This is a genomic window from Photobacterium iliopiscarium (genome assembly GCF_003026395.1).
GTDB lineage: Bacteria > Pseudomonadota > Gammaproteobacteria > Enterobacterales > Vibrionaceae > Photobacterium > Photobacterium iliopiscarium.
In genome coordinates this window covers 343,008-357,118 of sequence record NZ_PYOO01000003.1, presented here as the reverse complement: position 1 = coordinate 357,118, position 14,111 = coordinate 343,008, and the positions used below count along the sequence as shown (strand labels likewise).

At 34.9% G+C, this 14,111-nt stretch carries 15 protein-coding genes; 14 read left to right on the top strand and 1 reads right to left on the bottom strand.

Annotated features, from left to right (window positions below; translation table 11 throughout):
- The first annotated feature begins 116 nt into the window (after positions 1-116).
- Positions 117-2,018 carry a PTS fructose transporter subunit IIABC gene (locus C9J51_RS07385; protein WP_045039954.1) on the top strand — a complete coding sequence of 634 codons (1,902 nt, stop codon included), beginning with the start codon at positions 117-119 and terminating at the stop codon, positions 2,016-2,018.
- 299 nt (positions 2,019-2,317) lie between these two features.
- Positions 2,318-3,403 carry a chorismate synthase gene (aroC, locus tag C9J51_RS07380; protein WP_045039953.1) on the top strand — a complete coding sequence of 362 codons (1,086 nt, stop codon included), beginning with the start codon at positions 2,318-2,320 and terminating at the stop codon, positions 3,401-3,403.
- Between the two features lie 197 nt (positions 3,404-3,600).
- On the opposite strand, the gene C9J51_RS07375 is transcribed toward aroC, so the two are convergent.
- Entirely contained in the window at positions 3,601-4,218 is a 618-nt protein-coding gene (locus tag C9J51_RS07375; protein ID WP_045038305.1) for a trimeric intracellular cation channel family protein, read from the bottom strand.
- 249 nt (positions 4,219-4,467) lie between these two features.
- Here C9J51_RS07375 and C9J51_RS07370 point away from each other — a divergent pair, with 249 nt between their 5' ends.
- The 12 genes from C9J51_RS07370 to C9J51_RS07315 all read left to right on the top strand — a co-directional run bounded on the left by C9J51_RS07370 (position 4,468) and on the right by C9J51_RS07315 (position 14,105).
- Positions 4,468-5,019 carry an elongation factor P hydroxylase gene (locus C9J51_RS07370; protein ID WP_045038336.1) on the top strand — a complete coding sequence of 184 codons (552 nt, stop codon included), beginning with the start codon at positions 4,468-4,470 and terminating at the stop codon, positions 5,017-5,019.
- Between the two features lie 15 nt (positions 5,020-5,034).
- Positions 5,035-5,292, top strand: a complete 258-nt coding sequence (locus tag C9J51_RS07365) for a YfcL family protein (RefSeq protein WP_045038306.1) — start codon at positions 5,035-5,037, stop codon at positions 5,290-5,292.
- A gap of 106 nt (positions 5,293-5,398) precedes the next feature.
- Positions 5,399-6,373 (top strand): hypothetical protein, encoded by a 975-nt coding sequence (locus C9J51_RS07360; protein WP_045039952.1) that lies wholly within the window; start codon positions 5,399-5,401, stop codon positions 6,371-6,373.
- A gap of 26 nt (positions 6,374-6,399) precedes the next feature.
- The gene (rffG, locus tag C9J51_RS07355; protein WP_045039951.1) at positions 6,400-7,482 is read left to right on the top strand and encodes a dTDP-glucose 4,6-dehydratase; all 1,083 of its coding nucleotides are present in this window, start codon (positions 6,400-6,402) and stop codon (positions 7,480-7,482) included.
- Position 7,483: 1 nt separating this feature from the next.
- Positions 7,484-8,356 carry a glucose-1-phosphate thymidylyltransferase RfbA gene (gene rfbA, locus C9J51_RS07350; RefSeq protein ID WP_045039950.1) on the top strand — a complete coding sequence of 291 codons (873 nt, stop codon included), beginning with the start codon at positions 7,484-7,486 and terminating at the stop codon, positions 8,354-8,356.
- A gap of 13 nt (positions 8,357-8,369) precedes the next feature.
- Complete coding sequence (gene rfbD, locus C9J51_RS07345; protein ID WP_045039949.1) at positions 8,370-9,260, top strand: dTDP-4-dehydrorhamnose reductase; 891 nt, start codon at positions 8,370-8,372, stop codon at positions 9,258-9,260.
- Positions 9,261-9,280: 20 nt separating this feature from the next.
- Positions 9,281-9,826, top strand: coding sequence for a dTDP-4-dehydrorhamnose 3,5-epimerase (gene rfbC, locus C9J51_RS07340; protein WP_045039948.1), 546 nt, complete (start codon positions 9,281-9,283; stop codon positions 9,824-9,826).
- Positions 9,827-9,837: 11 nt separating this feature from the next.
- Positions 9,838-10,242, top strand: coding sequence for a sugar 3,4-ketoisomerase (locus C9J51_RS07335; protein WP_045039947.1), 405 nt, complete (start codon positions 9,838-9,840; stop codon positions 10,240-10,242).
- Positions 10,242-10,709, top strand: coding sequence for an acyltransferase (locus C9J51_RS07330; protein ID WP_209428654.1), 468 nt, complete (start codon positions 10,242-10,244; stop codon positions 10,707-10,709). Before C9J51_RS07335 ends, C9J51_RS07330 begins: the two co-directional genes overlap by 1 nt.
- A complete protein-coding gene (locus C9J51_RS07325; RefSeq protein WP_107250881.1) occupies positions 10,706-11,809 on the top strand; it encodes a DegT/DnrJ/EryC1/StrS family aminotransferase in 1,104 nt (367 codons plus the stop codon). The genes C9J51_RS07330 and C9J51_RS07325 overlap by 4 nt, the downstream gene beginning before the upstream one ends.
- Positions 11,809-13,077 carry an O-antigen translocase gene (locus C9J51_RS07320; RefSeq protein WP_107250880.1) on the top strand — a complete coding sequence of 423 codons (1,269 nt, stop codon included), beginning with the start codon at positions 11,809-11,811 and terminating at the stop codon, positions 13,075-13,077. Before C9J51_RS07325 ends, C9J51_RS07320 begins: the two co-directional genes overlap by 1 nt.
- Positions 13,074-14,105: a glycosyltransferase family protein gene (locus C9J51_RS07315; protein ID WP_107250879.1), complete on the top strand. Its 1,032-nt coding sequence runs from the start codon at positions 13,074-13,076 to the stop codon at positions 14,103-14,105. Before C9J51_RS07320 ends, C9J51_RS07315 begins: the two co-directional genes overlap by 4 nt.
- Positions 14,106-14,111: the final 6 nt, after the last annotated feature.

The window sequence follows — 14,111 nt, the reverse complement described above, 5'->3', positions numbered from 1 at the left end:
CCAGTTAAAGCCTGTTTTGTACTCTACTTTATCCCCATTAAAAAACCGACAATATTGCCATGCTGATGACGAATACAATGTCATCGAGCCCATAATAAAATTATCGGGGATAGAATATGATTACCACCCTCATCAATGAGCAGTTGATTAACCTCAACCTTAAAGCAACCACCAAAGATGAAGTGTTTGCTGAAATGGCAGATATTTTAGTTCAACAAGGTCGCGTTGCGGATAAAACCCAATTTTTAGTCGATGTTAAAGCACGTGAAGAGTTAGGTAACACTGGTTTTGAAGAGGGCGTTGCATTACCTCATGCTAAAAGTGCCGCTGTTATTAAACCAGCGGTGGCGATTGGTGTTAGCCGTACAGGTATTGAATACGGCGCAGAAGACGGCTTACCATCAAAACTATTTTTCATGATTGCTTCTCCTGATGGCGGTGATAATCACCATATTGAAGTGTTGGCTGAGTTGTCATCAAAACTGATTGAAGATGGTTTTATTGACGCATTCCTCGCTGCGAAAACACCGGCTGATGCATTGGCATTATTACTTGCCGAAAAACAAGTGGTGGCAACATTACCCCAAGATAAAGGCTTATTGATTGGGGTTACGGGCTGTCCTGCTGGCGTTGCCCATACTTACCTTGCAGCGGAAGCATTAGAAAAAGCGGCCGCTGAATTAGGCTATGAAATTAAAGTTGAAACGAACGGTTCTATCGGTGTTAAAAACTCACCAACCGCAGAAGAAATTGCCCGCGCAGAAGCGATCATTGTCAGTTGTGATAAGCAAGTCGATATGGATCGTTTTGCGGGTAAAAAATTAATTAAGACTGGCGTAAAAGCGCCGATAAAAGATGGCAAAGGCGTTATTCAACAAGCATTAGTCGCAAAACCATTTGATGCTAATGGCGATGGTTTAGATGGTGGTGAAAGCAAAGTTTCTAAAGCGCGTTCAGATCTATACTGTTTCTTGATGAATGGTGTATCACACATGATCCCGTTTGTTGTTACCGGTGGTTTGTTAATTGCGTTGGCATTAGCGATTGGTGGACAGCCAACAGATGCGGGAATGCAGATCCCTGTAGGTAGCATGTGGCAAAAAGTCCTTGATGTCGGTGTAGTCGCCTTTACATTAATGATTCCAGTACTTGCAGGTTACATAGCGTATGCGATTGGTGATCGTCCAGCATTAGCACCGGGTTTCATTGGTGGTTGGATTGCGAATAACGGCTCATTTTATGGCGCAGATGCAGGTACAGGTTTTATCGGTGCCATTATTGCAGGTCTATTAGTGGGTTACTTTGTACGTTGGGTTGCAACACGTAAATACCATAAATTATTACAACCATTAGTGCCGATTCTTATTGCACCAATTACAGGTACATTATTTATTGCAAGTGCGTTTATCTTTGTTATTGGTGCGCCAATTGCAGGTCTAATGCATACCATGAACACTGTGCTAACTGAAATGAGCACAGGTAACGTTGTCTTGCTCGGTATTGTGCTCGGTGGTATGGCGGGCTTTGATATGGGTGGTCCATTTAACAAAGTGGCGTTCTTGTTCTCTGTCGGCATGATAGCCAATGGTCAAACTCAATTTATGGGTGCGATGGCATGTGCAATTCCTGTAGCACCGCTGGGTATGGGGTTAGCGACAGTGATTGGTCGTAAGCTTAACATCTTTGAGCAATCAGAAATTGAAGCAGGTAAAGCGGCGGGTGCAATGGGCTTAGTGGGTATCTCTGAAGGTGCAATTCCATTTGCAGCGCAAGATCCAATCTCAGTTATTCCAGCAAACGTATTAGGCAGCATGGTTGCCGCAGTAATGGCGTTCTCGTTTGGTATCACTAACAGCGTTGCTCACGGTGGTCCAGTGGTTGCATTATTAGGTGCGATGAACAAACCACTGCTTGCTTTAGTCTGTATGGCAACAGGTATGGTAGTTACAGCATTTGTTGCGGTATCACTGAAGAAATTCCGTAAAGCAAAAGCGGATAAAGTATTAGCGGTAGCGTAAGAGATAAGTGTTTTAGGTACGAGTCTTGAGGTTAAGACGATAAGTACGAATAAAAGCGATGGGTGAAAGCCTGTCGCTTTTTTGTGGTGTTAATTCCAGCCTGTCATTTCGTACAATGAATGGCAGAACCCACCCACCGTCATTCCCTACAGTGAATGCCCGAGAGGGCGATAGGGAATCTACTACCAGCGCGTCGTAGAATGAATGTATTCCTTGCTTTTCAAATCACATCTTTGCAGTATGTATTCATTACCATAATTAAAAATGCATGTAAGCATAGATATCTCACAGGGGAAGTCATGGCTGGAAATACCATAGGACAATTGTTTCGCGTTACCACCTTTGGCGAAAGTCATGGGGTAGCATTGGGCTGTATTATTGACGGTTGCCCACCAGGATTAGCACTCACAGAAGCTGACATGCAACACGATCTTGATCGTCGTCGCCCTGGCACCTCAAAATATACTACTCAACGTCGCGAAGCGGATGAAGTTAAGATTTTATCCGGTGTATTTGAAGGTCAAACTACGGGTACATCGATTGGTTTACTGATTGAAAATACCGATCAACGCTCAAAAGATTATTCTAATATTCAGAATTTATTCCGTCCCGGTCACGCAGATTATACTTACCAGCAGAAATATGGTGTACGTGATTACCGTGGTGGTGGTCGATCATCTGCACGTGAAACCGCTATGCGTGTTGCTGCGGGTGCTGTTGCTAAAAAATACCTTAAACAAGCGCATGGAATAGAAGTATGTGCTTACTTATCACAAATGGGTGATGTAAAAATAGATAAGGTTGATTGGCAACAAATTGAACAAAATGCCTTTTTCTGCCCTGATGTCGATAAAGTCGACGCCTTTGATGAGCTGATCCGTAACCTTAAAAAAGACGGTGATTCGATTGGCGCTAAGATTACCGTGGTTGCTCGTAATGTACCGGTAGGTTTAGGTGAACCGGTATTTGATCGTTTAGATGCTGATATTGCCCATTCATTAATGAGTATCAATGCCGTTAAAGGGGTTGAAATTGGTGATGGTTTTGATGTGGTTGAACAACGGGGCAGTGAGCACCGTGATGCCATGACATTACAAGGATTTAAAACCAATCATGCGGGCGGTATTTTGGGGGGGATTTCATCAGGGCAAGATGTTATTGCGCATATTGCACTAAAACCGACCTCAAGTATCAGTATTCCGGGTGAAACCATCACTAAGCAAGGTGAATCAGCTGAAGTGATCACCAAAGGTCGTCATGATCCCTGTGTTGGTATTCGGGCGGTTCCGATTGCTGAAGCGATGTTAGCAATTACGCTGATGGATCACTTATTGCGTAATCGTGGTCAAAATGCAGATGTAGTCACAACAACGCCAAAGATTTAGAGCTTGGTTTCGCTGTAAATTAATATTGAAATGACGGAATAATTTTATTCCGTCATTTCTTATAGTGAATGCGAACCATCCATCGTCATTCCCTTTGCTAGTTTATTTCTGTTGTAGCAAAAGTAAATATCTCTCAGATAGCCTCATACTTTAACTTGTTGTGGCTTAATTAACTTGTATACCTAAAGAGGTAGATTTTACACTTCTGCTTCTTCGAACTTAAATACGGGTAAGCTCCAGCTAAAGAACACGGCAGCCATACGTAAACTAAAGCCAACAATCAATGTTACTAGTGTCGTAATATCAGCAGGTACGTTAAAGTGCAACATCGTGACATACATAATACCAGCAAGGAAAGACACTGACGCATAGAGTTCTTTGTGTAATACCATTGGCTTGCGACGAGTGATCATATCGCGAAGTAACCCACCAAAAACTCCCGTTACAACCGCAGCTACAACACAAATAATTGGCGATAATCCCATAGTGATAGCGACTTGACAGCCAATAATACTAAAGACAATCAAACCAATAGAATCAAGAATGATAAAAATCTTGTGGAAACGAACGACCCATTTGCCTAATACCGTTGTTAATAAGCCAGCAAGACAAGTAATGACTAAATATTGCGGATGTGCTACCCAACCAAGAGGGTAATGACCGAGTAAAATATCACGAACCGTTCCACCACCAATAGCAGTTGCACTTGCTACTAACATTACCCCGAACCAATCCATATGACGTTTACCAGCCGCTAATGCGCCTGTCATTGCTTCTGCTGTAATACCGATAATGTATAAAATAGAAAGTAGCATAAGAACTGTGATGCCCGTTGTTAATCATGATGATAGCAGTATTGTAATAGTGACGGTTCTCAACTTCTAATGAAAATAATTAATTTAAGGATGAATTGAGCTCATGTAAAACTTATATTTATAGTAATGATATAAATAATATCTATGACGTATAAATGACAAGGAGAATTCGCGCTCAGTTATGAAAACCTATATACTTTGTTCGTTAAATAATGACGACATACAAATTATAATTAAATGAAAAAACATATAAATCATGACTATAACGATCTTATTCGTTTGTTTAACTCAGTATTTTTAGAACGTTTAAATACTGAGCTATTATTAGGTGGCGATGAGCCTATCTATCTTCCTGCCTCTGAGGAACGTATTCACCATCAAATTATCTTTGCACGTGGTTATTATGCCTCTGCAATGCATGAATTAGGGCATTGGTGTATTGCGGGTGAAGCAAGACGGTTATTAGAAGACTATGGTTATTGGTATCAACCCGACGGACGTAGTGCTGAAGTACAAGCGGCATTTGAAGTGGTTGAGATTAAACCACAAGCAATAGAGTGGATTTTATCTGCTAGCTGTGGGTTCAAATATCAAGTAAGTTGCGATAATTTAAGTGGTAACTGTGAGCCTGATAGAGTGGGCTTTACCTCAAAAGTACGAGAGCAAGTTATCAATTATTTAACGAATGGTATTCCAGAGCGAGCCAAAATGTTATCTGATGCGTTTCGTGAATTTTATGATATTGCACCGCTAACGGCGGCTGATTTTCCTAAACCAATTCCATTAACTGATTATGCTTAACTGCAAGGATAGAACATGATCCACGATTATGAACAAAAACTATTGCAACTTATTGATGACAATATTGATAGTGCAACGGATGATGAATTGTTTGCTGGTGGCTATTTACGCGGCCATATCTCACTTGCCGCTGCTGATTGTGAGCAACAAGACATTTCTGACATTACTCAAATGCAACTAAAAGTAAAACAAAGCTTGTTGAATGCAAAAAGTGAACTTAGCCCAAGCGATTGGCAATTAGTTCAGCAATATAGCGATAAATTAATGGCATAATTGCATGCTGTAGCATGGCGTTATGGATGAATTTTAAAATTAGAATGAATGCTTTGTGGGTTTATGGCATATCCCAAGGGCGGTAGCGTGTTTTTTGAGGATGGGTATGAGTAACTCTCAAATAAACATTAAACAGTCAGAGTCTTTAAATAGAGATGAATTATCTGATTGTTTAATATTATTATGGTCAAATAAGAAAATAATATTCTTATCTGCCTGTTTCTTTATTATTTGTGCTTTTATATATATATCACAAAAAAAAATAATATGGAATGTAAATGGATTAATATCTGTTGAAATTTCAAATGATATGAATATTGATTATCTAAATTCTCATATAGATGGTTTTGAAACTTTTTCTGACGATACTTTACTTGATGTATATAAAAAAGAGTTTTCATCTTTAGATAATAAGGTGAGTTTTTTAAAACAATATGATTATGATGATTCATTTATAAATAATTTATCTATAAATAATATTAATAAAATAAATTATGAAATTTCTTTTATTAATCATGATAAAAATAACATTTACAAAATATTAACCAGTTATAATGAGTATATCTCTAATATCTCATTGAAAAAATCAAGATTGATTATTTTAAATAAAGTTAGTGATTATAATGACAAATTAAAATATGACTATAATAAGCTTTTAATTAAAACTAAAAATAATATTAACATTGAAAAAGAAAGAATAAAATATGCTATAAAAATAGCACAAGCAGCAAAAATAATAATCCCAGAACCATATGTTAGTAATAATAATGATATATTTAATATTAATCTGGGTGTTTTAGGGTTGAAAGAAAAGCTAAATATATATTCTTCTGATAAAATATTACCAATAATTGAACCAAAATTAATAACTCTTCAAAATGAAAATGAAAAAATATCAGAAATATTAATTAGTGAAAAAAATAATATTATTGATAATCCATATATTATAAAAACATCAAAAGTACAGCCATTACAAAGTACCAGTAAGTCATTTATAATGATGGTTTCATTAGTACTTGGGATTATTTTTGGTTCATTTTTAATTGTCATTGTTGACTTTATAAAAAATTTCAAAAAATAAAGTATATTAATAATAAAGGTGATTGAGTGAAAATTTTAGTAACAGGTGGTGCTGGTTTTATTGGTTCTGCAGTTGTGCGTTATATAATTAAAAATACTGAAGATAGTGTTATTAATGTTGATAAATTGACCTATGCTGGAAATTTAGAATCACTAATTGATATAGAGAATAATGAACGTTATGTTTTTGAACAAGTTGATATTTGTGACCGTGCTGAATTAGACCGTGTTTTTACCGAATATCAACCTGATGCAGTTATGCATTTAGCCGCTGAAAGTCACGTCGATCGTTCAATTGATGGTCCTGCGGCATTTATTGAAACTAATATTGTTGGTACTTATACTATTTTAGAAGCAACACGTGCTTATTGGAATCAATTAGAAGAAACACGTAAGGCTGCTTTCCGTTTCCATCATATTTCTACTGATGAAGTTTATGGAGATTTAGAAGGTACGGATGATTTATTTACTGAAACAACTTCTTATGAACCATCAAGTCCGTATTCTGCATCTAAAGCTTCAAGTGATCATTTAGTTCGCGCTTGGCTTCGTACTTATGGTTTACCAACGGTTGTTACTAATTGCTCAAATAACTACGGGCCTTATCATTTTCCAGAAAAACTTATTCCGCTAATAATTTTAAATGCTTTAGATGGTAAGAGTTTGCCGGTTTATGGCAATGGCATGCAAATACGTGATTGGTTATATGTAGAAGATCATGCATCAGCACTTTATACGGTGGTGACTAAAGGTGAAGTTGGTGAAACCTACAATATTGGCGGCCATAATGAAAAAGCCAATATTGATGTGGTTAAAACTATTTGTTCATTACTTGAAGAATTAGTTCCAAATAAACCTCAAGGTGTGACTCAATACCAAGACTTAATTACATATGTTACTGATCGTCCGGGACATGATGTACGTTATGCAATTGATGCTTCAAAGATTGCACGTGAATTAGGTTGGAAGCCAGCAGAAACGTTTGAATCAGGTATTCGTAAAACTGTTAATTGGTATTTAAATAATCAAAAATGGTGGAGCCGAGTATTAGATGGTTCATACAGTTTTGAACGTTTAGGTACTACAACTAATAATAAAAAAGAGAAATAAAATGAAAGGAATTATTTTAGCTGGCGGTTCGGGTACTCGTCTTTATCCAATTACGCGTGGTGTATCTAAGCAGTTGCTACCAATTTACGACAAACCAATGATTTTTTATCCGATATCAACATTAATGTTGGCGGGTATTAAAGATATTCTGATTATTACGACACCTGAAGATAATGATAGTTTTCGTCGTTTACTTGGTGATGGTAGCGATTTTGGTATTAATCTTGAGTACGCGATACAGCCTTCTCCTGACGGTTTAGCACAGGCATTTATTATTGGTGAAGAGTTTATTGGTAATGACAGTGTGTGTTTGGTCTTGGGCGATAATATTTTTTATGGTCAATCATTTGGACAACAACTTAACCATGCTAAGGAGCTGACTTCTCAAGGGATCGCGACAGTATTTGGTTACCAAGTCAAAGACCCTGAGCGATTTGGTGTGGTTGAATTTGACAATAAAATGAAAGCTATTTCTATTGAGGAAAAACCGCAACAACCTAAGTCAAATTATGCGGTAACAGGATTATATTTCTATGATAATCGTGTCGTTGAAATGGCTAAACAAGTTAAACCGTCACATCGTGGTGAGTTAGAAATCACAACGTTGAATGAAATGTATCTGCATGATGGTTCACTAAATGTAGAGCTACTAGGGCGAGGATTTGCTTGGTTAGATACAGGGACACATGAAAGTCTTCATGAAGCATCTTCATTTGTTGAAACTATTCAAAACATTCAAGGTTTAAAGGTAGCTTGCCTTGAAGAGATTGCTTGGCGTAATTGTTGGTTAACCTCTAATCAAGTAAAAGAGTTAGCTAAACCAATGATGAAAAATGAGTATGGTCAGTATTTAACGCGTTTAATTAAAGATTGATAGAGATTGAAAAATGAAAGTATTAATCACGGGCTGTAATGGGCAAGTTGGAAGTTGTTTAGTCAACTTATTACAGAATAAGGCAAGCGTTGAGATCTGTGCAGTTGATCGTGCTGAACTTGATATTACTCAACAAGATGCTGTTAGTCATTATGTATCTTCGTTTCAGCCTGATGTCATTATTAATGCCGCAGCACATACTGCAGTCGATAAAGCTGAACAACAAATTGAACTATCGTATGCAATTAATCGCGATGGTCCTAAATATTTAGCACAAGCAGCTAATGAAATCGGCGCGCTTATGCTTCATATCTCAACTGACTATGTATTTGACGGTACAAAAGAAACGACTTATGTCGAGACTGATTTAGTTAATCCTCAAAGTATTTATGGTATTACAAAGCTTGCAGGTGAAGAGGCTGTTGCTGAAGTTTGCCCTCGACATATTATTTTACGAACTGCGTGGGTCTTTAGTGAGTATGGAAATAATTTTGTCAAAACAATGCTTGGCCTTGCGAAGCAGCGAGATACTTTAGGTATTGTTGCTGATCAATTTGGTGGTCCTACTTATGCAGGTGATATTGCTGCTGCTTTAATTAAGATGGCACAAGTAATTACAGATTCAAATAAATTATTTGATACTACTAATTACGGAATTTATCATTTTTCAGGTTTGCCACATGTAAGTTGGTGTGAGTTCGCACAAGAAATTTTTAATAAAGCCGTTGACCAAGGATTATTAGTTAAATCACCTGATGTTAAAGGGATTAAAACAGAAGAGTATCCAACGCCAGCTAAACGTCCTGCAAACTCAACATTAAATACTAACAAAATAACAACAGTGTTTAATATTCCAGCAAGTAACTGGCAATTAGCATTAAATCATTTAGCTGATTACGTTTAAGACTAAATTAGAGAAGAATAATGAAAGTTATCGATACTAGTATCCCTGATGTGAAAATTATTGAACCAACTATTTTTGGAGATGATCGCGGTTTCTTTATGGAAACTTGGAGCCAAAAGAAGTTTGAAGACTTAGTCACGGGTAATCCGACGAAATTTGTACAAGATAATCACTCCAAATCAACAAAAGGAATTCTACGAGGGTTACATTACCAAACAGAGAATACTCAAGGTAAATTAGTCCGTGTAGTTTCTGGCGAAGTTTTCGATGTCGCGGTTGATATTCGTAAAGATTCAGCGACATTTGGTCAATGGGTTGGGGTTTATCTTTCTGCTGAAAACAAGCGACAATTTTGGATTCCTGAAGGTTTTGCCCATGGTTTTTATGTAACGAGTGATGAGGCAGAGTTTGTTTATAAGTGTACAGATTATTATAATCCAGGCGCTGAACATTCTATCTTATGGAATGATTTAACCTTAAATATTAATTGGCCATTAATTGATCAACCTTTATTATCTGAAAAGGATAAGTCTGCATTATCCTTTATTGAAAATATTTTATTATAAATGGATTCATAATGAGCTTAATTAACTTAATTGATTTCAATATTCTTGGTGATGAACGTGGCAGTTTAGTTTCGTTAGAGCAATATCAGAATATTCCTTTTGATATTAAACGTATTTATTATATTTTTGGAACAAAAGATGGTGTTGCTCGTGGTTTTCATGCCCATAAAGAACTAAAGCAAATCGCAATATGTATCCAAGGTGAATGTCGTTTCATTATGGATAATGGTAAGCAAAAAGAAGAAATTATTTTAAATAAGCCAAATAAAGGATTATTTATTGATGTAATGCAATGGCATGAAATGTATGACTTTAGTCATGATTGTGTATTAATTGTACTTGCAAGCGATCATTATGATGAACAAGATTATATTCGAAATTATGATGATTTCTTAGCTATAGGGTTAAATAAATAATGATTCATTCTTTGAGTGACGTTCAATCTATAAATATTGGTCAAGGCACACGAATTTGGCAATATTCTGTTGTATTTAAAGATGCTGTTATTGGTGATAATTGTAATATCTGTGCGCATACATTGATAGAAAATGATGTTATTGTTGGAAATAATGTAACTATAAAATCAGGTGTTTATCTTTGGGATGGTATCCGTATTGAGGATAATGTTTTTATTGGACCTTGTGCTGCATTTACCAATGATAAAACACCTAGATCAAAAAAATACCCTGAAAAATTTCTTATAACGACAGTTAAGAAAAATGCTTCGGTTGGTGCCAATTCAACAATATTACCAGGTGTTACTTTAGGTGAATTTTGTATGGTTGGTGCTGGAAGTGTAGTAACTAAAGATGTACCACCATTCGCTGTTGTATATGGAAACCCCGCAAAAATTATTAGATATAATAGAGAATTAGAAGCATGATTAATTTTTTAAATTTGAAAGCTATTAATAACCAATATGAGCAAGAATTAAAAGATGCTTGTTCTAGAGTGATTGATTCTGGTTGGTATATTATGGGGCAAGAGCTTGAATTATTTGAAAGTGAATTTTCAAATTATTGTGGGACAAAACACGCCATTGGTGTAGCTAATGGACTTGATGCTTTAATTTTAGTTATCAGAGCTTGGAAAGAATTAGGAAGATTAAAGGATGGTGATGAAGTTATTGTCCCTGCTAATACTTATATTGCTTCTATTCTTGCTATTACCGAAAATAAATTAGTTCCTGTGTTTGTTGAACCAAATCCAGAGACATATAACTTATGTTTGAAAAATGTTAGGTCGTCAATAACTAATAAAACTAAAGCGATTTTACCAGTACATTTGTATGGATTAATTTCTCCTATGCCAGAATTGATGGCCATAGCAAAAGAATTTAATTTACTTGTATTAGAGGATTGTGCCCAAGCACATGGTGCTAGTATTGACGGTAAAAAAGCCGGCAATTGGGGAGATGCCGCTGGGTTTAGCTTTTATCCAGGGAAAAATCTTGGTGCTTTAGGTGATGCTGGTGCGGTAACAACTAATGATGATGAACTAGCTAAAACTGTTAGAGCTATTCGTAATTATGGCTCTCATAAAAAATATGAAAATTTATATGCAGGTATTAATTCTCGTTTAGATGAAATTCAAGCTGCGATGCTTAGAGTTAAATTAGGATATTTAGATCAAGAAACTGAACGTCGTCAAGAAATTGCTAATCGTTATCGTAATGAAATTACTAATTCTTTAATTCAGTTACCACAATGGAAAAAAGATGAGCATCATGTTTTTCATCTTTTCGTGATTCAAACTAAATCAAGAGATAAGCTACAGCATTATTTAATGGAGAATAATATCCAAACTGTTATTCACTATCCTATTCCGCCTCATAAACAACCAGCATATGCGCAATGGAATTCATTGTCATTACCATTAACGGAAGAAATTCATCAACAAGTATTAAGTTTACCTATCGATCCAACAATGACTAATTCTGACATATCAAATGTTATTAATGCCATTAATGAGTATGGCAAGTAGTGAAACGGTTATTATCAGTTACAGCATTAAGTGGTTTGTTAACATTATTAAGGATGCTAACCGGCTTTATTATTTCAAAAGTGATAGCTATTTATACTGGCCCAACAGGCTTAGCAATGTTGGGTCAGTTTCAAAATGCAATTGGAATTGTGAATGGACTCGTTAATGCTCCAGGTAGTGCCGGTGTTGTTCGATATACTGCTGAAAATATAAATAATGGCTATGATAAATGTTCACCTTGGTGGAAGGCCTCTTTGCAATGGGTTCTTGGAATATTATTAATTATAGTTCCAATTGTTTGTGTCTTTTCGTCAAGTATATCAATTTGGTTGTTTGATAATAATGAATATTATTGGTTGATTATTGTTACTGCAATTCTTTTACCTTTGACCGCGATAAATACTTTAATTACCTCTATTATTAATGGGCAACAAAAATATAAGCGTTATATTTTGTTGGGTGCCATATCAACAGTTGTTTCTACTATTGTAATGATTTTTTTGATCTATTTATCAAATATTAAAGGAGCACTAACTGCAGCTGCAATAAATTCAAGTGTTTCTGGTTTAATAATGATAATTGCTTCATTAAAACAACCTTGGTTTAAATTGAAATATTGGTGGGGAACAACTGAATTAGAGCATAAGAAAAAAATTGGTGAGTATATGTTAATGGCTGTAACAACAGCATTAACGATGCCGTTATCATTAATTATTATTCGAAATATATTGGTAGAAAATGTTGGGTGGGATTTGGCTGGACAATGGCAGGCTGTCTGGAAAATATCGGATGTATACTTGTCAGTTATTACAATTTCACTTAGTACCTATTATTTACCAAAATTAGCATCAATAAAATCTGATAGTTTAATATTAAAAGAAGTTAATAAAACAGTAATTGTTATAATGCCAATTATTACAGTAATGGCTTTGATAGTTTATTTTACTAGAGATTTAAGTATATCTATTTTATTTACAAGTGATTTCCATCAAGCAAGAGATTTATTTAAATATCAACTCGCTGGCGATGTTGTTAAAATGTTGTCATGGATGTATGCATATATATTAATATCAAAAGGCGTTACTTTTTATTTTGTTATTACTGAAGTTATATCTTCGCTTGTCTTTATTTGTTTAAGTTATTTCTTGATCGGTATTTATGGTGTTGAGGGTGTTACAATTGCTTATTTTATTAATTATCTAGTATATTTAATAATGATTCTTTTTGTATTACATCTGAATTTCAAAGGAAAAGATGGTTTTAAATGAAAATAATAATACCTGTCGTTGGTTTTAGCCGTTCTGGTGGTGAACGAGTTTTATCAAAAATAGCATCAGAACTAGTTGATTTGGGGTGTGATGTTTCATTTGTTGTCTTAGATAATAAAGGGGATCCTTACTACCCAACGAAAGCAAAAATAAAAAAAGTAAGAGCAAAGAATAAAGGATTAAAATTATTTAAAGTTTTATCTAATATATATAATCTTATTATGGCATGTCGTAAAGAAAATGCAGATGTCATTATTTCAGGGCTTAACGTAACTGCTTATTTGGCTTTATTTATTAATGCTAAAATTAAAAAAGTATATTATATTCAAGCTTATGAGGTTTTATTTTATAAATCGATAGTCATGAAAACTATTGTGTACATGACATATAAGTTACCATTGCAGAAAATAGTTAATAGTTCGAATTTATTACCATCTAATATTAATAAATATATCGGAATTATTCCTGCTGGTGTTGACACTACATTATTTCATCTGGAAATTAAAACAAACAAAAATATAAAGAAAATAGGTATTATTGGAAGGAAAGAGAAGCATAAAGGTACTATTGATATTATCAAAATAATAACAAAAATACCAAAAGACAAAGAGTTTATTCTTAATATTGCTGTTTATTTAGATGATGAATGTAAATGTATTTTACGAGAGAATAATATTTCGTATGAATACTTTCCCATTGAAAGTGATGATGATTTAGCGTGTTTTTATAGAAAAAATGATTTGTTAATTGCATGTGGTTTAATTGAAGATGGTGCATTTCATTATCCATGCGCTGAAGGTATGGCTTCTGGTTGTATCGTTATTTCTAATTATTCTCCATTATGTGAATTAGAGTCAAATTTTAAAATTGACACATTTAATGAAAAGGAATTGTTAGATAAAATTGAATATTACTATTCATTAAATGACGATGAAATAAAAAAAGAAATAAATTCTAATGTAGAGAAAATTAGTGAGTTTTCTTGGGATATTATTGGAAATGATTTTTATAAATTAATTAATAAATAGGTTGAT

Excerpts from the sequence above, each read along its gene's own strand:
- rfbA (WP_045039950.1), top strand. The coding sequence starts at position 7,484 with ATGAAAGGAATTATTTTAGCTGGCGGTTCGGGTACTCGTCTTTATCCA.
- rfbC (WP_045039948.1), top strand. The coding sequence starts at position 9,281 with ATGAAAGTTATCGATACTAGTATCCCTGATGTGAAAATTATTGAACCA.
- aroC (WP_045039953.1), top strand. The coding sequence starts at position 2,318 with ATGGCTGGAAATACCATAGGACAATTGTTTCGCGTTACCACCTTTGGC.
- C9J51_RS07330 (WP_209428654.1), top strand. The coding sequence starts at position 10,242 with ATGATTCATTCTTTGAGTGACGTTCAATCTATAAATATTGGTCAAGGC.
- C9J51_RS07315 (WP_107250879.1), top strand. The coding sequence starts at position 13,074 with ATGAAAATAATAATACCTGTCGTTGGTTTTAGCCGTTCTGGTGGTGAA.
- C9J51_RS07365 (WP_045038306.1), top strand. The coding sequence starts at position 5,035 with ATGATCCACGATTATGAACAAAAACTATTGCAACTTATTGATGACAAT.
- rfbD (WP_045039949.1), top strand. The coding sequence starts at position 8,370 with ATGAAAGTATTAATCACGGGCTGTAATGGGCAAGTTGGAAGTTGTTTA.
- C9J51_RS07385 (WP_045039954.1), top strand. The coding sequence starts at position 117 with ATGATTACCACCCTCATCAATGAGCAGTTGATTAACCTCAACCTTAAA.
- C9J51_RS07325 (WP_107250881.1), top strand. The coding sequence starts at position 10,706 with ATGATTAATTTTTTAAATTTGAAAGCTATTAATAACCAATATGAGCAA.
- C9J51_RS07360 (WP_045039952.1), top strand. The coding sequence starts at position 5,399 with ATGAGTAACTCTCAAATAAACATTAAACAGTCAGAGTCTTTAAATAGA.
- C9J51_RS07375 (WP_045038305.1), bottom strand. The coding sequence starts at position 4,218 with ATGCTACTTTCTATTTTATACATTATCGGTATTACAGCAGAAGCAATG.
- C9J51_RS07335 (WP_045039947.1), top strand. The coding sequence starts at position 9,838 with ATGAGCTTAATTAACTTAATTGATTTCAATATTCTTGGTGATGAACGT.